The 24,100-nt window shown below is 32.0% G+C and carries 20 protein-coding genes and 1 riboswitch; of the genes, 5 read left to right on the plus strand and 15 right to left on the minus strand.

Annotated features, from left to right (window positions below):
• Positions 1 to 46 precede the first annotated feature (46 nt).
• From KM029_RS00325 to KM029_RS00375, 11 genes are all read right to left on the minus strand, one after another.
• Positions 47 to 475: a hypothetical protein gene (locus KM029_RS00325; protein ID WP_126614238.1), complete on the minus strand. Its 429-nt coding sequence runs from the start codon at positions 473 to 475 to the stop codon at positions 47 to 49.
• 39 nt (positions 476 to 514) lie between these two features.
• Complete coding sequence (locus tag KM029_RS00330; protein WP_144074812.1) at positions 515 to 1,417, minus strand: hypothetical protein; 903 nt, start codon at positions 1,415 to 1,417, stop codon at positions 515 to 517.
• A gap of 67 nt (positions 1,418 to 1,484) precedes the next feature.
• A complete protein-coding gene (locus KM029_RS00335) occupies positions 1,485 to 4,631 on the minus strand; it encodes an ATP-binding cassette domain-containing protein (protein WP_144074813.1) in 3,147 nt (1,048 codons plus the stop codon).
• Positions 4,632 to 4,819: 188 nt separating this feature from the next.
• The gene (locus tag KM029_RS00340) at positions 4,820 to 5,182 is read right to left on the minus strand and encodes a DUF1987 domain-containing protein (RefSeq protein WP_144074814.1); all 363 of its coding nucleotides are present in this window, start codon (positions 5,180 to 5,182) and stop codon (positions 4,820 to 4,822) included.
• A gap of 6 nt (positions 5,183 to 5,188) precedes the next feature.
• The gene (locus tag KM029_RS00345; RefSeq protein WP_144075729.1) at positions 5,189 to 5,737 is read right to left on the minus strand and encodes a SiaB family protein kinase; all 549 of its coding nucleotides are present in this window, start codon (positions 5,735 to 5,737) and stop codon (positions 5,189 to 5,191) included.
• A 136-nt stretch (positions 5,738 to 5,873) separates the two neighbouring features.
• Positions 5,874 to 9,314 carry a PAS domain S-box protein gene (locus KM029_RS00350; RefSeq protein WP_240050318.1) on the minus strand — a complete coding sequence of 1,147 codons (3,441 nt, stop codon included), beginning with the start codon at positions 9,312 to 9,314 and terminating at the stop codon, positions 5,874 to 5,876.
• A gap of 76 nt (positions 9,315 to 9,390) precedes the next feature.
• A complete protein-coding gene (locus tag KM029_RS00355) occupies positions 9,391 to 10,428 on the minus strand; it encodes a GAF domain-containing protein (protein WP_144074816.1) in 1,038 nt (345 codons plus the stop codon).
• A 54-nt stretch (positions 10,429 to 10,482) separates the two neighbouring features.
• Positions 10,483 to 11,079: a chemotaxis protein CheB gene (locus KM029_RS00360; protein WP_144074817.1), complete on the minus strand. Its 597-nt coding sequence runs from the start codon at positions 11,077 to 11,079 to the stop codon at positions 10,483 to 10,485.
• A 9-nt stretch (positions 11,080 to 11,088) separates the two neighbouring features.
• Positions 11,089 to 11,916: a CheR family methyltransferase gene (locus KM029_RS00365; RefSeq protein ID WP_144074818.1), complete on the minus strand. Its 828-nt coding sequence runs from the start codon at positions 11,914 to 11,916 to the stop codon at positions 11,089 to 11,091.
• 387 nt (positions 11,917 to 12,303) lie between these two features.
• A complete protein-coding gene (locus tag KM029_RS00370) occupies positions 12,304 to 13,350 on the minus strand; it encodes a homoserine O-acetyltransferase family protein (RefSeq protein WP_144074820.1) in 1,047 nt (348 codons plus the stop codon).
• A 148-nt stretch (positions 13,351 to 13,498) separates the two neighbouring features.
• A riboswitch (SAM riboswitch) is annotated at positions 13,499 to 13,604 on the minus strand.
• Between the two features lie 122 nt (positions 13,605 to 13,726).
• The gene (locus tag KM029_RS00375; RefSeq protein WP_144074821.1) at positions 13,727 to 16,132 is read right to left on the minus strand and encodes a TonB-dependent receptor; all 2,406 of its coding nucleotides are present in this window, start codon (positions 16,130 to 16,132) and stop codon (positions 13,727 to 13,729) included.
• A gap of 186 nt (positions 16,133 to 16,318) precedes the next feature.
• Between KM029_RS00375 and KM029_RS00380 the strand changes: the two genes are divergently transcribed.
• From KM029_RS00380 to KM029_RS00400, 5 genes are all read left to right on the plus strand, one after another.
• Entirely contained in the window at positions 16,319 to 16,672 is a 354-nt protein-coding gene (locus KM029_RS00380; protein WP_144074822.1) for an MmcQ/YjbR family DNA-binding protein, read from the plus strand.
• A 147-nt stretch (positions 16,673 to 16,819) separates the two neighbouring features.
• Positions 16,820 to 18,712 (plus strand): phosphoglycerate dehydrogenase, encoded by a 1,893-nt coding sequence (gene serA / locus KM029_RS00385; RefSeq protein WP_144074823.1) that lies wholly within the window; start codon positions 16,820 to 16,822, stop codon positions 18,710 to 18,712.
• A 117-nt stretch (positions 18,713 to 18,829) separates the two neighbouring features.
• Positions 18,830 to 19,219, plus strand: a complete 390-nt coding sequence (locus tag KM029_RS00390) for a DUF2147 domain-containing protein (RefSeq protein ID WP_144074824.1) — start codon at positions 18,830 to 18,832, stop codon at positions 19,217 to 19,219.
• A gap of 29 nt (positions 19,220 to 19,248) precedes the next feature.
• Positions 19,249 to 19,500: an acyl-CoA-binding protein gene (locus KM029_RS00395; protein ID WP_144074825.1), complete on the plus strand. Its 252-nt coding sequence runs from the start codon at positions 19,249 to 19,251 to the stop codon at positions 19,498 to 19,500.
• Positions 19,501 to 19,636: 136 nt separating this feature from the next.
• Positions 19,637 to 21,004 carry a hypothetical protein gene (locus KM029_RS00400; RefSeq protein WP_144074826.1) on the plus strand — a complete coding sequence of 456 codons (1,368 nt, stop codon included), beginning with the start codon at positions 19,637 to 19,639 and terminating at the stop codon, positions 21,002 to 21,004.
• Between the two features lie 34 nt (positions 21,005 to 21,038).
• Here KM029_RS00400 and rfaE2 read toward each other — a convergent pair whose 3' ends face one another.
• The 4 genes from rfaE2 to hisF form a co-directional block, all read right to left on the minus strand.
• Positions 21,039 to 21,533 carry a D-glycero-beta-D-manno-heptose 1-phosphate adenylyltransferase gene (gene rfaE2, locus KM029_RS00405; protein ID WP_144074827.1) on the minus strand — a complete coding sequence of 165 codons (495 nt, stop codon included), beginning with the start codon at positions 21,531 to 21,533 and terminating at the stop codon, positions 21,039 to 21,041.
• On the minus strand, positions 21,526 to 22,533 hold the full coding sequence (locus tag KM029_RS00410) for a lysylphosphatidylglycerol synthase transmembrane domain-containing protein (RefSeq protein WP_144074828.1): 1,008 nt from the start codon (positions 22,531 to 22,533) through the stop codon (positions 21,526 to 21,528). Before KM029_RS00410 ends, rfaE2 begins: the two co-directional genes overlap by 8 nt.
• 94 nt (positions 22,534 to 22,627) lie before the next feature.
• Positions 22,628 to 22,978, minus strand: a complete 351-nt coding sequence (panD, locus tag KM029_RS00415) for an aspartate 1-decarboxylase (RefSeq protein WP_144074829.1) — start codon at positions 22,976 to 22,978, stop codon at positions 22,628 to 22,630.
• A 244-nt stretch (positions 22,979 to 23,222) separates the two neighbouring features.
• On the minus strand, positions 23,223 to 23,981 hold the full coding sequence (gene hisF, locus KM029_RS00420) for an imidazole glycerol phosphate synthase subunit HisF (RefSeq protein WP_144074830.1): 759 nt from the start codon (positions 23,979 to 23,981) through the stop codon (positions 23,223 to 23,225).
• Positions 23,982 to 24,100 lie beyond the last annotated feature (119 nt).

Below are 24,100 nucleotides of genomic sequence, written 5' to 3' on the forward strand. Positions count from 1 at the left end.
GGTAGAAGTTAAATACTCCGACCCTTTTTAAGTAATATTTTGCTGTTTATCTCTTAAAGCCAAGAACTGCTGCACCACAGTAGCTCTTAGAATCTTTAAATGTAAAACTTAAGTAATAAATACCAGTTGAAGTACATTTGTAAGTCCAAGTGCCTAAGAATCTATTGTTATAGAAACTAGAAATAATTCTACGTCTTTTAGCGTCATATAAAGTACTGATTAAGCCTTGAGCTCCACCGTCTTTACCAGAAATAGTAATTTGGTAGCTAGTATCTTTTGCTAATACACAAGTATATTCAATTTTACGACGTGTACCGTTACGACCATCGATTCTGTAACTCTTAGAGAATTGGAATCCTGGATTTAACTCTTTCATACTCTTTGTAACATAAAGTTCTGCGTTACATTGAGCGTTTGCTTCGTTAAGAGTGAATAGAGCAAACATTAGTGAGAATGCTAAGAATATTTTTTTCATCGTTCTAAGTATTTTTTTATTCTGTAGAAGAATGAGCTATTATTTAATAACCTTGTTACGAATAGATTTTAATAAACTTGTGATCTTTTGAATATCACTGTCAGTTACATGAACAACACTTCTAGTGCCATCTGTTACAACAAGTACACCGTCGATCTCTTCCATTGTAGGCTCTCCTACGATAACCTCAATTTCGATTTCGTCATATACTTCTTGAAGTGCAGTTAAATCATTTATTAAATCTTCAAAACCAGCACTAGACTTGTAGATGTCTAAAACTAATAATAATTGATCTAATACAATTTTCTGATCACCAATTTTATCTTTAAGAAGGTCATTAGGTTCTCTGCTATTTACTACTGTAGTTAAGTAAACAGCTTCAATCCATCCTCCAGCAAGAATAAGAACACTTACGTTTTCTCGCTTTCTTTCTCTTAAATTATTATTTATTTTTTCAAAGTTAAGAGTCGTTTGTTGGATCAATTCATCCAATCTGTTTGAACTCTCAGCTAATTCTTTAATTGTTTCGTAATCAAAAAATGCTCCGATTCCTAAACCATCAGCTAGGTCTCTAACTGAGTTAAGGTAAGTAATTGCATCTTGATTTTTTCCGTAGATGTTTGCAAACCCTAAATCGGTACCATATATACCGAGGTTAATTGCCTTTTGAAAAGTTGTATTGTATCTCGAAACAGCATCTGGTGCATTCATATCACCTTTATTGTATATTGTTCCGTTTTCTTTGATTAATACAGATATTTCTAATGGGGATGGAATAGATTCCAACACCTCAGTAACAGGTAACACTTCTTGTGTTACTTTTGTAGGCTGGGCTTCTTCAGTACTTGATTTAACTTTATCTTTAGGCAATTCACTAGCCATTGATACAGATGATGCAAGTAGCACTGATGCTGCCAGTGTATTTAGATATTTGGTCTTCATCTTTCTTTGGTTTTCTAATATCTATTTTTCTATAGTTGCTTAAATAACTACAATTAGATTTAAACTTTTATGCTTCTTTTGACATTATTCTTGAAAATAATACTTCAACACCTTCAATGAGCTTTTTGAGGAGTTCAAAATAAAGAGTGAAGTATAAAATCAATGACATAAGCCAGATCATAAGCACATTAAATGTAAATGTGTCAATATATGTGCCAAATACTTTCTTTTCAGGTGCAAAAAGGTGAGTTCTATAATCAAGAGGACCAGAAGTATTCTCCTTAATGAAGAAAATAGGGTCAATTAATTGTATAATTCTATTATGATCAACCACAGTTCTGTTTAAAACATTTTTGTTTTTCACAAAAGTTTCAAGTTGATTGTTATAGTAAAGATTTTTAGATTTTGAAAGATCAAACTTATCGCCTAGCTCTTTTTTCATCTTATATATCTTAGTATCACGCTCTTCTTCTGCTTTAATTAAAATGTCATTGTAGAAAATTGAAGATTCGTAGAAAATCTTTCTAAGTTTATTTCCTTCATTAGAAGATACTTTACCATCAGATAAATAATCTAAAGCTAATTCTTTTTTATCAGAATGAGTTGTAAAGAATAAATCTGAATTAATTTCATTTGTTAAAGTAAGAATATCTGATTTTAATATTTTAGCTGTACTATCATTAGTGTTTTTACTATTTAATTGTACATCATATAAAATCTCTTCCATTTTAGGTTCCCAATAAGCACTTTTGTAATTACTTTGACTCAATTTCATGTCAATATCAAAGAATGGCTTTTCATATCTGTTGTTTTTATATTGCTCAACAGATAATGCTTCATATGCCCATCTAGATGTCATTACATCTGCAATTAATGGAGTTTTACCATGTTGACTAATCGTATTATTTAATTTAGAAAAATCAAATATTAATCCACTCAATATCATTTGAGGAATCAAAAGAATAGGGATCAATATGTAAACAGTTATTGCAGAGTTAAATGCTGATGATATATTTAAACCAATCATGTTTGCATGGCAAGAAACTGTAAATAGAACTAGCCAATAAGCGAATGAAAGGTCTGGTATTTCAAGAATTGTGTTACCTATTAATACAAAAGTTGCCGTTTGAACAGCTGAAAAACCAAAGAGAATAATCAGTTTAGAAAACAAGTAACTAGATCTACTTAAGTTCAAGAAGGATTCTCTTTTCTTTATTTTTCTATCTTTAATGATCTCTTCAGCACTCACAGTCATACCCATAAATAAAGCAACTAAAATTGCAATTAGGATATAAGCAGGTACATTTTCATTATGTCTAAATAGGTATTCAGTATCGCCATCTTTGATGTAATATATTATCCAAGATAATAATAATGCTAAGAATGGAGCTTCTAATAAGTTAATTAGAAGGTATTGTTTATTACTGAATTTAGACAAGAAATCACGGACTGTAAAAATTGCAGTCTGTTTTAGTTTAGATGGTATTCTTAATGTTTTCGGAGGGTCTACATGAACCTCTTCTACATCTGGTTTCTCAAAAGTTTCAGTGTAAACTCTATACCAATCTTCAGGTGTAGCTTTTCTCTTATTTGTAAACTCACCGTATTCATCTACTACTTGTGCTTCAATAATATTGAAGAGTTGTTCAGGGTTAACATTACCACAAGTATTACATTGTCCTTGATCACTATCAACTTGTCCAGCAGCACTCTTAAAGTGTGTAATTGCTTCGATTGGGTTACCATAGAAAACAGGATACCCACCAGTATCGAGTAGCCACATTTTATCAAACATTTTGTAAATGTCTGACGAAGGCTGATGTATAACAACAAAGATTAATTTTCCTTTTAAAGAAAGTTCTTTTAATAAATCGATTACATTTTCTGAGTCACGTGACGATAAACCAGATGTTGGTTCATCAACAAACATTACTGCAGGTTCACGGATTAATTCTAATGCAATGTTTAGTCTTTTTCTTTGTCCTCCTGATATTTTCTTATTAAGAACATTACCCACAACTAAATGAGCAATTCTATCAAGTCCTAGACTTTCAAGAACTTCAGTAACTTTATTCGTTAACTCTTCCTCACTCATGTCTTTAAAACAGAGTTTAGCATTGTAGAATAAGTTTTGGAATACTGTAAGTTCTTCAATTAGAAGGTCGTCTTGAGCTATATATCCAATGACGCCTTCAATTTTATCTTTTTCTTTATGGATATTGTATCCATTAATTCTTACTTCACCTCCAGAAGGAGTTTCTAAGCCTGCTAAAACATTTAAGAGTGTAGTTTTACCAGCACCAGAAGCACCCATAATACCGATTAGCTGACCTGAGTTTTCACCAAAATTTATATCTCTAAGACCAATACCTCCATTAGGGAACTTGTATTCTAGATTTTCTACAATGAAAGAAATATTACCATTAATTTCATCAGAGTTGTATTTGTTTACTAGATCACTGTAGTATAAAGGAGCACCTTTAGGTGTTTTAAAAATACTACCAGGAGAAAAGAGGTGAATTGTATTAGCAGCAACAGGTTGACCATTTAAATAAATTGTGTCTTTACCTGTATATTTAGTGAAGTATAAAGCAACACTTTTTAAGCGAATAAAGATAATTTCACCATCAAGTAAACCTGAGTCAATAAATTTAATTTTACTTCCTTCAGGAGGCATTTCATCATCGAAAATAAGGATATCCTCATTGTCGATTTTAGAAGAATGCGTTTCGATGATAAATCTCTCTAATAATTTATACTCAGCAGAAGGGATATTAAATACATCAGCAACCGTATGGATAATATCCATTCGTTGAGGTGTGAATGATTTATCTGAAGAAACTAGTTCCAAAAGTTTTACCATTACAATGGTTTTTTGCTTTTGATCTAGTGTTTTGTTAATCTTTCTACAAAGTGATAATGTACGAACTGAGTTACGTACAGAGACAGCATCAGTTAAAGCCTTGTCAGTTTCTGCTGATTCTCCTTTCGCAGCTCTTTTCTTTGCCGCTTTCGCTTTTCTCTTAGCAATACGATCTTCTTCATCTTGGATAAGCTGGTCGTAAAGCTGGATATATTCTTCGACTGATCGCTTTTCAAGTTCTTGATTAAGGAACTTGATAACAAAGTCTCTCTCTACAGAAGTTAAACCTTCGTCTTGAGTAGATATAATTGCAAATAATTGCGTCAGTGCTTTTAGTATTTCTTCACTCATAGATTACCGTGTCTACTACGGAAATTCAAATCTTTATTAAAAAATATATACTTAGCAAAAAGTATACATTTATTTAATGCAGTAGTTTGGGGAAATATTGTATTTCAAGAAGTTTTTTCTTGAGATAAATAAAAAAAACACTTGATTAAGTCGAATAATCAAGTGTTTTTTAATGGTACTAACTAATTTTAGTACGTTTCGAATTCAAATTCTAATTCGACTAATTCTTCGAATTCTTCACCTGCTTCTTGCATGTCTTCATCATCTTCATGATAATACCATACTACAGTTACTCCTTCGATTTCTTCTAATTTAGATAATACATCTAAAATAAGTTTTGATGAGGCTGTATTGAAATACTCAAGTTTAAATAAAAACTTTGTACTCGATAATGCTTCTTCAGAATAAGCGTCGATCCAATTTAAAATAGGAGCAAAGAATTCTGCGGAATCTTCAGGAAGTGATCTACCTGAAATCTCAAACAATTCGTTGTCTTTGTCCAAGATGACTTTTGGTGTATCCTCCGTGCCGGCTAGATTAAGGACTTTCATGTATTGTTATTTTAGTTTCCTTGGAATTGTCGTTTTAAGAGAAAAAAATGTGAACTCATCATTGATGGGTTCGAAATCAAAACGAAGTTTTTCGCCAGATTTTCGTGCCATATCAATAAAACCAAGACCTGCACCACCTTTAGCAGAGATCTTGCCATTTTTGATAATGTCTTTATATAAATTTTTAAGACCGTCTTTATCAAGGTCGTTAATTCTTTCTAATCTGTCAGCAATGTCTTTTACATTTTTAGAAAGTATTGGGTTTCCCGATGTGATAAAATAAGAATCATCTTCTTTACCGATCATAAATACGGCGCTGTTCTTTTTATCAGAAGTTGGTTCCATCGGGACAGCATATTTACTGATATTTTGCAAACATTCTACCATAACATTAAAGACCTTTCTCTTGATCTTTGATTGTTCTCCATATGAATCCATATTCCTTTCGGCCATGGATAAAACAGATTTGGTAATGTCCTGCGTGATCTCTCCTTCATAAATAAGGATAAGATCTTTATCAAGCATTGTCCTGTGAAGTTCGTAGATGTATTTCATATGTCCGAACAAATAATTTAATCAGTGTATAGTCAAAGACACTGTATTAATATCTTTACTCTATTAAAATAGCAAGATGTAAAAAAAAGATTATCAAATATAAATAAACATATCAAACTAACAAGTATTTATTAGCTTAAAATCGTATGCCTATCATAATAACGTCATCAGTCTGCTTAGAATTGCCTTTCCATGACATAAATGTGTCATTAAATGTTTGAGCAATTTCTTCCATAGACGAATGTTCAGTATTTGTAATTAATTCACGTATTCTTTTTGCACCGAATTTACGGTTCTCTTCACCTCCAAATTGATCTGGATAGCCATCTGAGAACATGTAAATTTCATCTCCTTCTTCAAGTTGTAAATGATGAGTAGCAAAATTTGTTCTAGTTTTGTATTCTCCACCTACAGGGAATTTACTTCCTTTTACCTGAATAAAGTCGTTTTCTTTTGTCTTAAATAAATAAAGAGGGCGATGAGCACCAGCATATTCTATCTCTTTAGTTGATAGATTAATTTTGGCTAATGCGATATCCATACCGTCTCTAGTACTACTATTAGAATCTTGTCTAAGTGTTTTAGATACTCCTTGATGTAATAAGTCTAAAACTTCACCTGGAGTAATGTTATCATTATTCTGAACAATGTCATTAAGAATAAAGTAACCAATAAGCGAGATTAAAGCACCTGGAACACCATGTCCTGTACAATCTACAGCAGCAATATAAATATCATCACCTTTTTTGAAATACCAAGGGAAATCTCCACTTACTACATCTTTAGGTTTATAGAAAATAAAGCTATCTGGTAAATCACGTTTAATTATTTCGGTATCTGGTATAATTGCACCTTGAATTCTCTTAGCGTAATTAATACTTTCAGTAATCTTTTTGTTTTTCAATAAGATTTCTAACTCAGCTTTTTTACGTTCAGTAATATCATGTGATACAAATAATGCACTTTCAAATTCATCAGATTCATTAAACTCTGGAATTGCTGTTACAGTCATAAACCTGTTTCCAGTGCTAGTAGGGAATTCAACTTCCTTAGTTGTTTTTTCTGATGTAGATGAAACTTCAACTAGCATGTTTTTCCACTCATCTATAATATGTTGTGGTAATGCTGTATCCTCAATTTTTTGATTTAAGAAGAGGTCTGAAGATAATCCAGTTAAATCTGTAATTATTGGGTTAGTGTAGAAGATTAATCCTTCACTGTTAAGTCTTTGAATAAGATCTAAAGAGTTTTCTGACAACGCTTGCATTTGCGTTCTCATTCTTCTCTCAGTTTCTGCTCTTCTTCTCTCTGTTATATCTTGAGCATTAAGTACAATACCTTCAATAGATGGCTCATTAGTAAGGTTAATACCCGTTGCTTCTAGCCAAATATATCTACCGTCTTGTAGTTTATAACGGTACTCTGTACTTATTGTATCCTTATTTTCTGATGTAACTAATTTGTTGATAAACTCTTTTACTACTTCAACGCTGTCTTTATGTAAGTGTTCTAAGTAAGAAGAGCCAATCAAGTCAGTTGGCTTATAGCCTAAAATGTGTTTCGAAGAAGGACTGACAAATTTTATTTTGCCATCACTATTAAAAATAGTAATAACTTCTGATGCATTTTCAAGTAAAGATTGTAATCTATCTTGTGAGTGTTTTACTTCCTCAACTTGTTCCTCAAGGCGTGTGTTTGTACGTTGGAGTTCTTCTTGAGTAGACTCCATCTCTTCAGCATTCTGACGTAGAATTTCTTGTTGAACTGAAAGCTCAGAACTCATTTGTTGAGATTCTTTTAATAGCTTAATTGTTCTTTCATTGATCTTAATATTAAAGATTGTTCTTGCTATGATATGCGAGATTTCTTTAACAAAATCGAGTTTCATAGGAGAGAATGCTTCTAAAGAAGCGAACTCAAGAATACCATAAACTTTATCATTTGCAATTAATGGCATTATCAAGATTGAATCAGGTTTTTTCTCACCCATTAATCCAGATGTGATTGATAAATAACTATTTGGTACTTCAGTTCTTAGAATCATTTCCATTTCAATAGCGGCTTGACCAACTAGGCCTTCTGCAAACTTGAATTTATTTTGTAAGAAACGTTTCTTATTGTATGCGTAAGTACTAACTAAATGAATTATTTGTTCATTTATAGGTAGTTCATCAGTAACACCTTCAACAACATAAAATGCACCTTGAACAGCATTTATTTTTTCAGTTGTAAAAGCAACAACTTCATCACCTAAAGTACTAATGTCGTTATTGTTTCGAAGAATTTGACCAATTTCAGCTTCACCTGTAATAATCCAATTTCTTTCGTAATCTCTTTTCTCGGCTCTTTGAATACTGTCTCTCATAGAGATCAAAGCATTACCAAGAGTATCATCATCACTAAGAGAAGAATAGGTGGCATCATAATTTCCTTCACCAATTTGTTCAGAAAAGTTCGCAGTCCTTTTCATACCGTTTACTACTTCTTGAACAGCAAATGACATCTCGCCTATTTCATCTTTATGGATTTCAGCAGTTACCTCATGTGGTAAAATACCTTTTGCAATAAAGTTTAATCGGTTTTTCAGTGTAATAATCGGGCTTGTTAAAAACTTAGAGAAAATTACAGCAATTAACATCGAGATCAGAATAATGATTATTGCAGTATAGACAAATGTTAAAATTAAGCCATTTAACCCACTTTTAATTTCATCATAATCAATTTTTACTACTAAACCCCAATTAGTGGTAGGGATGTAATTCCAATAGGAAATAGTTTTCTTTCCTCGCCAATCAATGTCGTAACCAAAATCTTTAGAGTCGCCTTTTGCCGCTTTTTGTATTGCAATATTAGAAGGGTCTCCTAAACTAATTACTTCTGTAAGTAAATTTGGACTTCCTTTTAAAGGTGAGATGATTGTTACATTATTGGATTGATTATCTGAAATTCTTGAAAGTAGAATTTCACCAGTGTCACCAAGTCCCGTTCTATTTTCAACAATTGGATAAATGTTTTTTTGTAAGCTATATAATATGATTACATGACCAATTTCTCCATATCTAGATTTCATTCTAGGAGAAACTACATAAACATGTGCACCTTTTTCAGTATTAAATGGCTCAGAGAAGTAAGTTTTTGTTTTTGCTTTTTTAATGATTTTTTCAAACTTCTTGTTTCTATCACCAACAATAACAGATGCAGGGAATGTATAACTCGTGTAAAGTACATTGCCTTTATTGTCTGTTAAGATGATATTTGAGTACCCATTTACAATTTGTTTAGGGAATAACTCATTATCAAGAGTTCTTTTTATAGCATAATAAGTAGAATCTTTATATGATCTTGATTTAGACTGAAAAAGTAACTTTAATTTGGTAGCGTTACTAACAATTAAAGCAGATTTTGCCATGTATTTCAAGTTCTGTTCAATGTATTTGAACTTCTGATCTATTTGTTCTGCCTTTAATGTACTAATTACATCAAATGTTTCAGAGTATCTTCTTTCAACAGAATCTTCTGTTTGAAAATAAGAAAGTGAACTAATCGCAACTACTGTTATTGTTACAACAAGTAGCATGATTATCGTAATCTTAGTACGTATCTTTAAATCTTGAAAAAGCATATATATATATTTACTTCACTAGATAAATTTATTAATTTTCAGTAAACCAAACGGTTACTTTATCTAAAATTTCTCTGTCTTCTGGAGTGAATGTTTTGAACGAAGAAAGTTCTACTACTCCAAGAAGATTTTGATCAGCATCCAAGATTGGAGATATCATTAATGATTTTGGAGAACTATCACCTAAGCCAGATACAACTCGAATGTAGTTATCTGGTATTGCATTAGAAATAATAGAAGTTCTTGTTTTGGCTACTTGTCCTGGAAGTCCTTCACCAAATTCAAACATAAGCATTTTAGAATCGGGAAGATAGAAAGAAAATCCTTTCGAATACTGAATCATATCTTTACCATCAACATTCATAGATTTGTAATAAATTCCAGTAGAAACTTGGAATTCTTTACAAATGGCATTTAAGAGCTTTTGCTCTTTATCCTCATCTCCTATATTGATGATAGCGGATTGAATATTCTTTTTAATTAAAGATGCACGTTCATCAAAAGAGTCTCTTAATTCACTTTCGTGATTTTGATTGTCTTTAGAGAAATATTTTGGTACATAGATAATTTGATCTTCAGGATCTTGCATTAAATCAGATATTAATCTGAAAAGTAGAAAGACGAGCACTGCAAAAGTGAACCCGACAGTATAGAACGTAGTACTACTTACTTCCTTAACTTGAACAATGATTTTATCATCAGAAATTTCTAAATGATTAAGAATCTTAATTGGCAATTCATAAATCTCAGAAATGGCATGAAAGGATAGGAGAAGAAATACAATTCCTAACGTGAGGTTAAAAGTTTTAGAGTTTTTTGCATATAAATAAATCATTCCAATAATAAACATTAAGTCTATGTATTGAAGTGTTTGTATATAAGCGTCTCTATTAAATTCTTTGGTATCAAGAATACCTACAAGAGAGAGAATGTTTGGATATTGATTCTCTAAAATCAAGATTAATGTGAATACAAAGATGCCAAGGCCTGCAAAAATAATTGCCGGTTTTCTGTACACCGTGTGTATCGCTTTATCTCTAATATTTGTTCTTTTTTGTGCTGTTTTCAAAATACTATAATAGTTTGCTTGAAAAAAATCTCACAAGAGTCAATGTATTAACGTTCATTTTTGGTAAGCCTTGTATAAATCGAGTAGAAAATTTTTAATTTTTTTCGATTCTAGGCATAAATCTATCTCTGTGCAGTTTTTTGCAGACAATGGCATAGTGTTCATCATGCTTTCGTCAGGATCTTGAATAATAGTAACCCCACCTTTGTCTTTAATTGATTTCATACCAATAGCACCATCTTTATTTGCTCCAGAATAAAGGATGCCAATTAACTTTTCTTTATAAGTATAGGCAGCACTCATAAAAGTAAGATCTATTGCAGGTCTTGAATTGTTAACAAGATCTTCAGTAGATAAAGAAATAGAATTACCTAATTCTATACACATATGATAATTAGAAGGAGCTAGATAAACCATTCCTGGTCTTATAGACTCTTTATCTTGAGGTTCATATATAGGCTTTTTACTTCTGATAGATAAAGCCTCTATAAATCCATGTCGAACATGTTTAAGTCTATGAAGACAAAGAAAGATTGGAATAGGGAAGTCTTCTGGTAACTCCGCTAATAATTCTGTGATAGGTTTAAAACTACCTGCTGATCCACCAATGACTATGCCTTTATATTTAGTGTCAAAGAAATTGCTTTGCATAATCAGTGGTTAGTCTTTAATTTTCTTATAAATCTTTTCTTCGTTATTTACAACAACGAATTTATTGGCTATATCGCACCAGATCAAAGATTCTTTGGACCCAATAGCAAGATTACCATATTTGAAAAGACTATTGTGTAATTTTTTTAGTACCTCATTCTGTAATGTCTGATTAAAATAAATCATCACATTTCTACATAAAATAAGATCAAACTTAGAAAAGGGGTTTCCTTTAACTAGGTCTTGAACTCTAAATGAGACTCTGTCAATTAATTCAGGTTTAATATAATAGTAATTATCTTCTTTGATGAAGTAATCGTAAATGCTTTTTGTTCCCCCATAACGTTCATAATTTTGTTGATTAAGCGTCATGTTTTTCTCTGTGAAGCGTGCTTTTTTAGCTTTACTTATTATAGATTTATCAATATCAGTTGCTACAATAGTTGCTTGTGATAAATAACCAAGTTCTTCAAGCATTATACACATTGATACTACTTCTTCGCCAGAAGAACAACCTGCATGCCATATACTAATCTTTTTGTGCTCGTTCATTACTTCTGGAATAATATCATCATGAAGTGATTTCCAAAAAGTAGGGTCTCTGAACATTTCTGTAACATTTACAGTAATTTCAGATACAAATTCTTGAAAGAAACTAGGGTTGCTTTTGAACTTTTTGATTAGAATATCAACAGAAGAAAACTTATATAATTCGATAACTCTCTTGACTCTTCTAGTGAAAGATGACATTGCATAGTTCTTGAAGTCATAATCAAAATTATCGTCTATAAATGTTGTGAGTTTTCTTAATTCAGCAATTTCAATGTCACGTTGCATACGTATGGCACCTGATTAGTATTGATAAAAAAGAGTCCTAAAAAAAATCATTAATATGAAAGGACTTATATGAAAAAATCCTTTTCTCTTATAGATTCGAGAAAAGGATTACTTATATCATAAGAGGAAATTATCTTCTAGAGTTAACTAACTGAGGACAGTCAGAATGCATATCCATAATTTCGTATTTCTTTCTTTCTTTTTTGTAGTAGCTCTGGCTGGCACTATCTCCGCCTGCACAAGAGAAAACAAATAGACTTAGCGTTCCTAACGCTGCAATAGATAAAAATCTTCGTTTAATATTTTTCATCGTAGATATTTGCCAATTAAAAGTTAAAACAATCCCAGAAGTGATTGTGATTAATATAACGTTTGCAAATTGTATGCCTAAATAGAGGTAGAAATCTTCTTTTTCTTTTTTTGTTTAAAGAATGCTCTAATTGCTGCTGCAATCTTGTGAGTTTCAACTAGAAAGCCATCGTGTCCATATAAAGAGGAAATTTCTTCATAAGTTACATTTTTGATATGAGATGTGATATATCTCTGTTCCGAGACAGGGAAAAGCACATCACTAGATATACCAATAACTTGCGTATACGCTTCAATTTTTTGTAGAGAATCTTCTATTGAAGTTCGGTTTCTACCTAAATTATGAGAATCCATTGCTTTAGAAAGGGCCCAATAAGAATAGGCATTAAATCTATTTAGGAGTTTCTGACCTTGGTATTGTTGATATGTAGATGCTTTGAAATTATCAGTAGAATTATTGTTTTCTTCTGACTGAGTTGCTTCGTATGTGCTGTAATTTCTATAAGATAACATTGCAATGGCTCTAGCAGCTTTAAGACCTCGGTCACCAGCATTTGGACTTTCATCTCCCCAAGTTGGATCAGCTTCTATTGCCATTCTTTGTGTCTCATTAAACGCAATTCCCCAAGGAGAATGAGAAGCATTTGTTGCACAAATTATTAGGTTTTCCATTAGATCGGGTTGTTGTATAGCCCATTCTAATGCTTGTTGCCCACCTAAAGAACCTCCTATAAGGGTGTTGATCTTATTTATATTTAGTTCTTTTCTTAAAATTTCTAATGTTCCAACCATATCCCGAATAGTGATATTAGGGAATGTACTATAATAAGGTTGGTTTGTATCAGGATTGATAGATAACGGTCCTGTAGAACCATAACAAGAGCCAATTACATTTACACAAATAATAAAATGCTCATCAGGGTTGAAGATAGCTTTGTTGCCAAATAAACCAGACCACCAATCTGCAACATCGGCGTTTCCAGTTAAAGCATGGCAAACCCAAATAATATTAGAAGCATCTTCATTTATACTTCCAAGAGTTCGGTAAGAAAGTTCGAAACCATTAAGTTGTTCACCTAATTCTAACGTATACTTTTTATTATATGTAAATAAATGCTCTTGCATCCTTATTAGACGTTTTAGATTATACTCAAAATAATTAAGTCATGAAGAACTAATACTTCTTTACAACTTTATTTAAAGCCTAAAAAACTAGTTTATATAAAAGTGATATGTAGATAGATGTTCTCTTATGAAGTTGTTATCTTACTATCGTTTATATTTCCTAATAACTTAGGCTAGGATGTAGCACCTTTTCAATTTCTTGAAGGTTGCTAGAGGGTCAATGAGCCTAGTCTCTCGCCTCTTCTTTATAAACATTTACATCTTCATTGAGGTAAATGGTATGTTGATACAAATTAATGGCAGAAATAAATAAAAAACAAACCCTCGCTCTTAATTTTAAAAGAAACGAGGGTTAATTGTCAATTTTTTGTGAATATTATAATTCTACAATGATTCCAATTGATGGTTGCACAATACCATTTGTAGTTTCAATATATTTTGGTACATACTTAGATGGGTCATTCGGATCAACCATTGGACTTCCGTCTGCATTTAATTCAGTAGTTAAAATTGGTTCTCCTTTTGGTGAATACCCATATGCATTTTGAATATCAAAATACACATTCAAACTCCATTTGTTAAAGTAATAGTATTTGTCAACTCGCAAATCAAGTTGATGTGAAGCATCCAATCTTAAAGTATTTACTTGTGAGTAATCTTTAATTCCTCTTCTTTCAGCATCCCAAACTTGACGGTCCATAGAAGCATCTACATCGTAAGGGGTATAAGGAGTCCCTCCAGCAAAAAGCCATCGTCCGCCAATTTCCCAATTTTTACCTAATTTCTTTCCTGCTGTTAAACTAACAATATTTTGACTGTCCCAAGATGATGGAGCATATTCATTAGGATTAGCATTCGTAAATTCAGACCTTACATAAGTATAGGCTAAAATACCATAGAAACCATTAAAGAATTTTTGTTGAGCCATAAATTCTACACCTTGAGATCTACCTTTTGATGTACTTGTTACTTCTTCACTACCAATAACACCAAAATCAGCACCTAAATTTGCAAGTGAAATTTCGTTATTGATTGAGTAAGGATATTGATCATATATTTTTTGGAAACCTTCTACTGTGAATCGTAAGTTTTTCTCAGGAATTTTATATTCCAAACCACCAACTAATTGTTTGTTTCTGATGTAGAGTAAACCATTTTCTTTATTAACAAACTCATCATTCTCTTTATAACCTAAAGTAGTGTATGTAGGTAATTGGTAATAAATGCCGGTATTAAAGTTTAAACTCCATCGTGGAGTAAATTGGTAAGAAGCAGAGAATCTTGGAGAAAATTGATCTAGTAGATTTTTCATAGATTCAGAATAATCGTTTGCGTCTAATCTAGCACCTACTGATAGTGTTACCTTATCTTGTGCAATTTTTTTACTTACTGTAGCAAAACCACCCCATTTGTTTAAGCCTAAGTCTGAGGTGAAGTTAATTGTTTCGAGTTGTCCAGAAGAGTAGTCATATAAAGTTTGATTGGTTTTATTGGTGTACATCGCATATTCGTAATTAACACCATATGAAAATGTAAATCCTGAATTGGTAAATGAGACACCCTCTAAACGAAGTTTATTTTCAGCTTCTTGTGAATTATAATCGTAAATTTTTGGTTGAGAAGTGTCATTCTCAGGGTACTTGTACTGTTTGTTGTTGAGCATGTTTCTTGATGCCACAAATGTAAAAGTAGAGTTATCTCTAAAATGTTCATACTTTGCTCCAACAGTGTAATTCCATTGTTCTTGTTCAGGGGTGTTATTTAGTATATATACATTTTGTTCATAATCTTCATCAGTTGGCTCGCCTGGCGAATCAGCCAATGCAAATTGATCAATTGCTCCTAAACCAATAATTGATAGCTGGTTTCTTTGATTAAATTTGTACTTATACTTTAATTGGAAGTCATTGTATGTTGGTAAGAAAGGAAGACCTAAAACACTAAACAAAGCTTTAAGATAAGATTGTCTTGCAGATACGATTAATGATGATTTCTCAGATACAGGTCCTTCGAAAGTAATTCCTACATCAGAAGTACCTAATATAATATTTGTTGTGTGCTCGTCTGTTCTTCCGTCTTTTTGAGTAAATTCCATTACAGAACTTAGTGCGTTACCTCTTCCGGCAGGAAATGCCCCAGAGAAAAATTCAACGTCTTTAATAAAGTCCACATTAAGCATTCCGACCGGACCACCAGATGCTCCTTGAGTTGCAAAGTGATTAATATTTGGAATTTCTATCCCATCAAGATAAAAACGATTTTCATTTGGAGCACCACCGCGAATTAAAATATCATTTCTAAAAGATGCCGTCGATGCAACACCGGGTAGTGATCTGAATACTCTTGAAATATCCCTATTTGCTCCAGGTGCTCTTTTAACTTCTGTCACACCAATTCTTTGTACAGATACAGGACTTTCATCAGATTTATAGAAACCATTTGCTATAACTTCTACTTCATTTAACTCTTCTGTTGAAGGAACTAAAGAGAAATTAATCATTGCTGGGCGGGCGTTTGTAACTTCTACCTCTCTTGAGTCAGGACCATAACCAACATAGTTTACTACTAAATTGTAAAGACCTGGTTTAATGTTTTTTATTTCGTACTTACCGTTCTCGTCAGTAGTTGCACCAATAGATGTGCCTTGAATGACAACAGTTGCATAAGGAACTGGATTATTTTTTGGAAGTTCGGTTACACTTCCTCTAATTATACCATTTTGTGCAAAAACACAAGACAGTGATAAAATGAAAATACTAAAAAATGAAAGTAATTGCTTCATGGTAATATTTGTTGAGTTTCCTTTAGAACTTCAACTTAGGCGAATTGTTTAAAAAATTTGATTGTAATGTTAAACACGAATTTGGTGTGTGAAATTTTCTTAAAAAAGTTTTTGATCTATTAAATTAAAAATTAGATAGTAACATTGTGCATATTTAGATGAATTATAAAGAAATAATTTAGAATCATGAATATTGAAGATTACAGAAGATACTGTTTAAATAAAAAAGGAGTGACAGAAGGATTTCCGTTTGATGAATCAGTGTTAGTTTTTAAGGTGAAAGGGAAGGTATTTGCACTCACAAATATTGACGATTTCCAAAGTTTTAATGTAAAATGTGACCCTGAAAAAGCAATTGATTTAAGAGAAAGGTACGCAGCAGTAAAACCGGGTTTTCATATGAATAAGAAACATTGGAATACAATATCTGTATATAGTGATTTTTCTGATGATCAAATGTATGAGGCTTTAGACCATTCTTATGATTTGGTTTTTTCTAAATTACCTAAAAAAGTAAGAGAAGAATTATTGAGTGATTAGATAATATTGTTTACTCAATGTTTTTATGAAAATAAGCGAATAAACAAGCTTTTTTTTATGAAAATCACAATAAATCATTAAAAATTATTCAAAAGTCATGATTATATAATACTTTTGAGTTGCGATTGTAACTAAAGACAGATAAACATGGCAGACAAGAGATTTTTTGTAATTGATTTTGATAGTACTTTTACTAAAGTTGAAGCATTAGATATTTTAAGTGATATCTTATATGAGGGGACTGATAAAAAGGTAGAAGTAGGTGAGAAAATCAAAGATCTAACAGATCAAGCAATGGCTGGAGAGCTGTCTTTTAGAGAGGCTTTGGAACAGCGTTTAGCATTATTAGATGCTACAAAAAAAGATGTTGAACAATTATCAGGTGAACTTAAACTTCTTGTTTCTGAATCAGTAAAAAGAAACAGATCTTTTTTCACTAAAGAAACAGATAATGTTTTAATTGTGTCGAGTGGATTTAAAGATTTTATTACTCCGGTAGTTAAAGATTTTGGCATTAAAGAAGAAAATATTTATGCCAATACATTCACTTACAACGATAAAGATCAAGTTACTGGATTTGATGCATCGAACCCACTTTCCGAACATAAAGGGAAAGTAAAACTGATGAAAGAATTAGCTTTAGAAGGCGATGTTTTTGTTATCGGTGACGGGTATACAGACTACGAAATTAGAGAGGCAGGATTGGCGAAAACTTTCTTTGCTTTTACAGAAAATATAAAAAGAGAAAAGGTGTTGGCTAAAGCAGATGTGGAGGCTAATAGCTTTGAAGAAATACTACATTCAATTAAACATCCTATGGCAACTTCATTTCCAAAAAGTAAGATCAAGGTATTGCTCTTAGAAAATGTACATCAAGATGCAAAGTTAAAGTTAGAGCAAGAGGGTTACCAAGTTGAATTACTTGGAGGAGCTCTTGATGAAGACGAACTTTGTGAGAAGATAAAAGGTGTTCACATTCTTGGTATTCGTTCTAAAACGATGTTAACAAGAAAAGTTGTAGAAGCTGCTGATCGTTTAATGCTTGTAGGGGCATTTTGTATTGGTACAAATCAAATTGATTTAAAAGCATGTACAGATCACGGTGTGTCAGTATTTAATGCACCTTTTAGTAATACACGTTCTGTTGTGGAAATGGCAATTGGTGAGATCATCTTGTTGATGCGTCAAATCCCAAAAAGAATGCGTCAGATGGATAGAAAGGAGTGGAGTAAATCTGCAAATGGAAGTTTTGAAATTAGAGGAAAAAAACTAGGTATTATTGGTTATGGTAATATCGGATCGCAATTATCTATTCTTGCAGAAATGTTAGGAATGGATGTGTATTACTATGATGTTGTTGAAAAATTGGCACTTGGTAATGCAACAAAACTTTCTTCTTTAGATGAACTGTTAGCTACTTGTGATGTTGTTTCTTTACATGTTGATGGAAGAGCTAGTAATAAGAACTATTTTACTGCTGAACATATCAACAAAATGAAGAAAGGGGCAATTTTAGTCAATTTAGCTCGTGGACCTGTTGTTGAGTTGGATGCTTTACAAATAGCCTTAGAAAATGGGCACCTATCAGGAGCTGCAATTGATGTATTCCCTGTTGAGCCAAAAAATAATAATGATACTTTTGATGCTCCATTGAGTAATATAGATAACTTGATATTAACACCTCATATTGGTGGGTCAACTCTTGAAGCTCAAGAAAATATTGCTGATTTTGTTCCTGGTAAAATGATTGAATATGTAAATACAGGAAGTTCATTTAATAGTGTAAACTTCCCGAATGTTCAATTGCCAAGGTTAGAAAATGGACATAGATTATTACATATCCATAAAAATAAATCAGGTATTTTAGCACAAATGAACAATGTGTTTGCAAAACATGGTTGTAATATCTTAGGTCAATATTTAAAAACGAATGAAGAAATTGGCTATGTGATAACGGATATCGATCAATCATATCAGCCAGAATTATTAGAAGATATGAAAGCAATTGAGGATACAATTAAATTCAGAATTCTATATTAATAGATAAAAATTTAGTTTTTTTATAAGAAAATAGGGTACATTATTATGTACCCTATTTTTTATTGCTAAATTTAAAGTGAATAATCATTTTCTTAATTCAATAATCTAATTGCATAAATGAGCGATAATCAAATACACCAAATAGAAGGAGTCTGGTTAACTGGCTTAAAAGACGCCCATGTTGAAATATCAATTGATGATAATGGAAAAGCACAAGGATCTATTGTGTGGATGGAAAGAGATAAAGAAGAGGATGGAGGTCCGAGAATTGATAAATTAAACCCTGACGCTAGTTTAAGAGAGCGTTTTCTTGATGGAATGATAATGCTTTCAGACTTTGATTATAAAGGGAAGGGGCAATGGGAAGATGGGTCTGTTTATGATCCTGACTCAGGAAAAACATATAGCGGAAGTATTCAAAATAGTGGTCCAAATGTTCTAAAAATGAGAGGGTACGTAGGTATTAAACTCTTTGGAAGAACAGAATTGTGGACTAGAGTAAGTTAATTTTTTTAGATAAATCAATAAATACACCTATGGCTTCAGAAGCATTTAAAGACGCACAAGAACGAGTAAATCAATTACCAGCGAAACCATCAAATGATCACCTTTTACAACTGTATGCTTTATTTAAGCAGGCTTCAGTTGGAGATGTTAATACAGAACGTCCCGGCGGTTTTGATTTCAAAGGAAATGCAAAATGGGATGCATGGAAAAAAATAGAAGGTACTTCTACTTCTGATGCAGAAGCACAATATGTAGCTCTAGTCAATGAGTTGGAAGGATAGGTAGTTCTATCTCCTTCAATAAAAAACATGAGTCATCCCTTAATTATATAATTTTAATAATAAGGGGTGACTCATTTTTATTTATAAGCCAAAAAATAGTTATTGTAAATACAAAACAACTATAACTATTATTCCAATGGCTTATTCATCTTTTAATTTACTAAAAATCTTAGACTGTAAAAAATCTACACCATTAACCTATCTTCTTCATCAAACTGACTATTTCTTATCATCGCTACTCTCTAGTCTTCATCAGACAGTTGATTTACGTTTGGTAAAGACTTTTCAAGAGTTATTTCATTGCTTACTAGAAAATCGGAATAGTACAAAATCACTTCTTCTGACAGAATTGGGTACACTACTAGCTGGTAGTACTCATGGTAAAGCTGGAGTTAAGAGAATTGGCAACCTAATACGAAGTAAAAATTGGAGTACTGATTTAATTGCTGATTTTTTTAGAAATAGAAGTTTAGACCGTATTAAAATGATGGAAGAAAAAAATATCCGACCACTTTTAATTTGGGATGGATCTGTTCTGGAAAAACATGAGTCAACACACCTGGAAGGGTTGTCTGCCGTTATCAGTAGTAAAGCTAAAAGACTTACAAGAATTAAACCTGGTTATTATAATTCTCCTGTCAAAGGTTTTATCAATGTTCCCGGGTTTAAAGTAGAAGGAGTAGTGCTTACGGCCTTGAATGAAAGAGCATCTCTTTTTGAATTTAATATTTATTCTAGGGTTGGTGTTTTTAAGGAATGGTTGTCTAATTTTATATGGAATGGTTTCAAAACTATTCGTAATCAATCTAAAAAAGCTGTTCTGCATGTATTTGACAGAGGGTATGCGAATTGTACTCTTTTAGAGTTCGCTCAAGAATTTGATCAACAGTTTTTAGTTCGTTGGATTGGAAATAGATTTTTAATTGACGAAAAAGGAAAACGATTAACCTACAATATTACCAAAGGAATGAAGAATAAGAGCTTCAAATTTACTTATGATAAAGAACGTAATAAGTATGCTAGAAGACTTATTTCATGGAAAAAAGTACAACACCCTGAAATGGGAGATCAGATGTATACGCTAATTGTGGTCAGAGAATATAAAAGAACAGGACCTCCTATTTACATGCTTACCAACCTTGATATAGATACAAAAAAGACTGCATGGGAAATGCTTTTTTCATATATGAAAAGATGGGAAGTAGAAGAAATGTTTAGGTGTTGTAAAGCAGAAATTGGCTTACAATCAATAAGAGTTCAAGGATGGGGAAATCGATTAAAACTCTTCTATATAGCCCTACTTATTTATGAGTTTTTAATGGAAATAATACAAAAAAGGAGGCATTATGTAGAACGTTTAATCAACATATATACCCCCATTTTTGGTTCAAAGAAAAGTAAATCTCCTTTCTACAGACTTCGTAAAGCTTTTTCTGTCATTCTAAATCAATGGAAATCCTGTTGTGAGATCATGTTCAGGTTTAATCCAATATTTAAGGGATGACTCATGTTTTCTATTTACAAATTAAGCGAATTAATTATAAGCCAAACTTTCTTATTTTTTCTATAATTGAAGAAGTAGAAAATCCTTCAACAAGTGTGATAGTTTCTACTTTTCCACCATTATTCATAACTTCTTTTGCACCAACTATATTTTCCACAGTATAGTCAGCACCTTTTACAAGAATATCAGGTAGAAGTGAATTGATTAAATCTAGAGGCGTATCGTCCTCAAAAAGTATAACCATATCAATAAATTCAAATGCAGCTAATAATCTAGCTCTTGCATATTCATTGTTGATTGGTCTTTCGTTACCTTTTAATCTTTTTACAGAAGCATCAGTGTTTAATCCAAGAATCAATTTTGAGCCTTGGTTTCTTGCTTGTTCAAGGTAATCAACATGACCAAGATGTACAATGTCAAAACAGCCATTTGTAAACACAACTTTTTCGCCATTCTCTTTCCAAAGTGCTCTTTGATTCACAGCATTTTCAAGAGTAAGGATTTTGTCTTTTGATGCTCTACTACTCATTACCTTCTATTGTTGAATTTTCTGATTTTTTTAAGTTTGCAATCAAGATACTTAATCCACCTACAATGATAACCGATATAGTTTGTGATGTGTGCATTAAGATTGCGTAAGCTATTGCATCTGCATTACTCACGCCGTACGCCATTAATGTATGAGAGGCAAAGAAATGATAAGAACCTGTACCACCAGGAGTAGGGAGTACCATTCCAAGTCCGCCCATCATCATCAGGACAAAACCAACAACAGGAGATAGATTCTCAGTTCCTTGTAGTGTCCAAAATAAGACATATCCCATATAGAAATATGTTAACCAAATAATAAAGGTATACAGAAAGTACAAGCCAAACTCTTTTCTTTTAAGTTTAAAAACACTTGTCATGCCTTCAATAATACCCTGAAGTAACATTAGTACTTTTCTAATTAATGCTGTCTGTAGGAGTCGCTTTCTAATTCTAAAAAGAAATAAACCAATTGCAATTATTATGATTGCTCCAATAATCACATATGGGATTTTATTAATTAATGAATTTGATTGCTGATTGAAATGAGGTAAAATCATCCCTTTTAGCTTGTCGAATTGACTAAGAAAGGCAATTAAAAATAAAGTAATAAATACTATTAAATCCATAGCTCTTTCTGCTACAACAGCACCAAAAGAAGTTTTGGCAGGGATTTTTGAGAGTTTTTGCAAGATACCACATCTGAAAAACTCTCCAAAACGTGGAATAATTAGGTTCCCAGCATAGCCAGACATTGTAGCCATAAATAAATTAGGACCTGAAGTCTTATAATTTAAAGGCTTTAGCATTAATCCCCATCGTAATCCTCTAGCGTAATGACTCATTAATGAAATAGCCATTGATAAAAGAACTATTTTCCAATCAATGGTATCAAAAGAGGTTAATACTTCTTTAAGGTTTTGTTCTTTTAATACATACCAAAGTAGACCACCGGCAAGTATAAAAGAAAAAAGATATTTTAGAATGTCTTTTAAATTCATATAAAAAACCTCTTAAAAGAGGAACTGTTCAAAAACAAATTAGCCAACCTAATTCATTGAATTAAGTTGGCGTAGTATCTTTATTAGAAAATGATTAGTCTTCTAATTTATTGTCATCATTGGGAAAGACAAGCTTAGGGGAGTAGTTAATTGCTTTTTTCTGTTTCATATATGCATATGAAATAATAATTAAAATATCTCCTACCTGAACTCTACGAGCTGCAGCACCATTTAAACAGATAATGCCACTATTTCTTTCTCCTTTTATCACATAAGTTTCAAAACGCTCACCGTTATTATTATTAACAATTTGCACTTTCTCACCTTCAATGATATTTGCAGCTTCCATTAGATCTTCATCAACAGTAATACTGCCAACATAATTTAATTCTGCTTGTGTAACTTTGACACGGTGGATCTTTGATTTTAAAACTTCTATAAACATGGTTAGTATCTTAAATCTATACTTAAAAGCTTACGATATACATTTTGATAAAAACTACATACAAAGATAATAAAATAGATTTTCTTTATCTAGTTGATTGTCAGTGTTGTTTATCGGTTTTTACCCTATGCTTGTATTTCGTGCGTGCAATAATAAGATTTATTTTATGAATGAACAATTTTATTAAGAGTCCTTATTTAACTTTTAATGAGAAATAGTTCACTTTAAAGATTATTTTGAACTTCTAAAGAATTCTCATTTCAACATCGTTGTCTTGTAAATGCTGTTTTAAATGAGGTATACTTATTTCTTTAAAGTGAAAAATACTCGCAGCTAAAGCTGCATCTGCAGCATTTTGCTTAAACAAATCTATAAAGTGTTCTTCTTTTCCTGCTCCTCCAGAAGCAATAACAGGGATGTTTAATGATTGAGAAACTTCTTTTGTTAACTCAATGGCAAAACCATTTTTAGTTCCATCATGATCCATAGAAGTTAAAAGTATTTCTCCTGCACCTCTTTCTTGACACTCATGCAACCACTGAATGGTTCTAAGTTCAGTAGGTGTGCGCCCACCTCTTACATGTACTATATGTTCCCCGTTTACGTATCTTGTATCAACAGCAACAACTATACATTGGCTCCCAAATTCATCAGAAAGTTCATTAATTAATTCGGGTCTTTTAACTGCTGATGAATTGATAGAAACTTTGTCTGCTCCCGCGTTTAATAATGCTGAAACATCTTCTACGCTAGAAATTCCGCCACCAACAGTAAAAGGTATATTTATCTGAGCAGCAACCTTTTCTACTAGCTCAATTAATGTTTTTCGTTTTTCAACAGTCGCAGTGATATCTAAAAAAACTAATTCATCAGCACCCTCATTACTATATATTTTTGCGAGTTCTACAGGATCACCTGCATCTCTTAATTCTACAAAATTTACACCCTTAACAGTTTTACCGTCTTTGATGTCTAAGCAAGGAATTATTCGTTTTGTCAGCATACTGGGAAATTTTAGAAAAGGTACAAAGATACAGCAAGAATTTGTTAAATTAGAAGATTTTCTATAATAATTTCATTATCCTATTTTTATAGTAGATTTGTAGTGTATTTACCATAAAT

Origin of the sequence: Flammeovirga kamogawensis (assembly GCF_018736065.1) — a bacterium.
Taxonomy (GTDB): domain Bacteria; phylum Bacteroidota; class Bacteroidia; order Cytophagales; family Flammeovirgaceae; genus Flammeovirga; species Flammeovirga kamogawensis.

Bases quoted from the DNA above. Each gene is read 5' to 3' on its own strand.
- KM029_RS00400 (WP_144074826.1), top strand. From the start codon at position 19,637: ATGGCTTATTCATCTTTTAATTTACTAAAAATCTTAGACTGTAAAAAA.
- KM029_RS00345 (WP_144075729.1), bottom strand. From the start codon at position 5,737: ATGAAATACATCTACGAACTTCACAGGACAATGCTTGATAAAGATCTT.
- serA (WP_144074823.1), top strand. From the start codon at position 16,820: ATGGCAGACAAGAGATTTTTTGTAATTGATTTTGATAGTACTTTTACT.
- KM029_RS00340 (WP_144074814.1), bottom strand. From the start codon at position 5,182: ATGAAAGTCCTTAATCTAGCCGGCACGGAGGATACACCAAAAGTCATC.
- KM029_RS00365 (WP_144074818.1), bottom strand. From the start codon at position 11,916: ATGCAACGTGACATTGAAATTGCTGAATTAAGAAAACTCACAACATTT.
- KM029_RS00375 (WP_144074821.1), bottom strand. From the start codon at position 16,132: ATGAAGCAATTACTTTCATTTTTTAGTATTTTCATTTTATCACTGTCT.
- KM029_RS00360 (WP_144074817.1), bottom strand. From the start codon at position 11,079: ATGCAAAGCAATTTCTTTGACACTAAATATAAAGGCATAGTCATTGGT.
- rfaE2 (WP_144074827.1), bottom strand. From the start codon at position 21,533: ATGAGTAGTAGAGCATCAAAAGACAAAATCCTTACTCTTGAAAATGCT.
- KM029_RS00325 (WP_126614238.1), bottom strand. From the start codon at position 475: ATGAAAAAAATATTCTTAGCATTCTCACTAATGTTTGCTCTATTCACT.
- panD (WP_144074829.1), bottom strand. From the start codon at position 22,978: ATGTTTATAGAAGTTTTAAAATCAAAGATCCACCGTGTCAAAGTTACA.
- KM029_RS00380 (WP_144074822.1), top strand. From the start codon at position 16,319: ATGAATATTGAAGATTACAGAAGATACTGTTTAAATAAAAAAGGAGTG.
- KM029_RS00395 (WP_144074825.1), top strand. From the start codon at position 19,249: ATGGCTTCAGAAGCATTTAAAGACGCACAAGAACGAGTAAATCAATTA.
- KM029_RS00370 (WP_144074820.1), bottom strand. From the start codon at position 13,350: ATGCAAGAGCATTTATTTACATATAATAAAAAGTATACGTTAGAATTA.
- KM029_RS00335 (WP_144074813.1), bottom strand. From the start codon at position 4,631: ATGAGTGAAGAAATACTAAAAGCACTGACGCAATTATTTGCAATTATA.
- KM029_RS00410 (WP_144074828.1), bottom strand. From the start codon at position 22,533: ATGAATTTAAAAGACATTCTAAAATATCTTTTTTCTTTTATACTTGCC.
- KM029_RS00350 (WP_240050318.1), bottom strand. From the start codon at position 9,314: ATGCTACTTGTTGTAACAATAACAGTAGTTGCGATTAGTTCACTTTCT.
- hisF (WP_144074830.1), bottom strand. From the start codon at position 23,981: ATGCTGACAAAACGAATAATTCCTTGCTTAGACATCAAAGACGGTAAA.
- KM029_RS00390 (WP_144074824.1), top strand. From the start codon at position 18,830: ATGAGCGATAATCAAATACACCAAATAGAAGGAGTCTGGTTAACTGGC.
- KM029_RS00330 (WP_144074812.1), bottom strand. From the start codon at position 1,417: ATGAAGACCAAATATCTAAATACACTGGCAGCATCAGTGCTACTTGCA.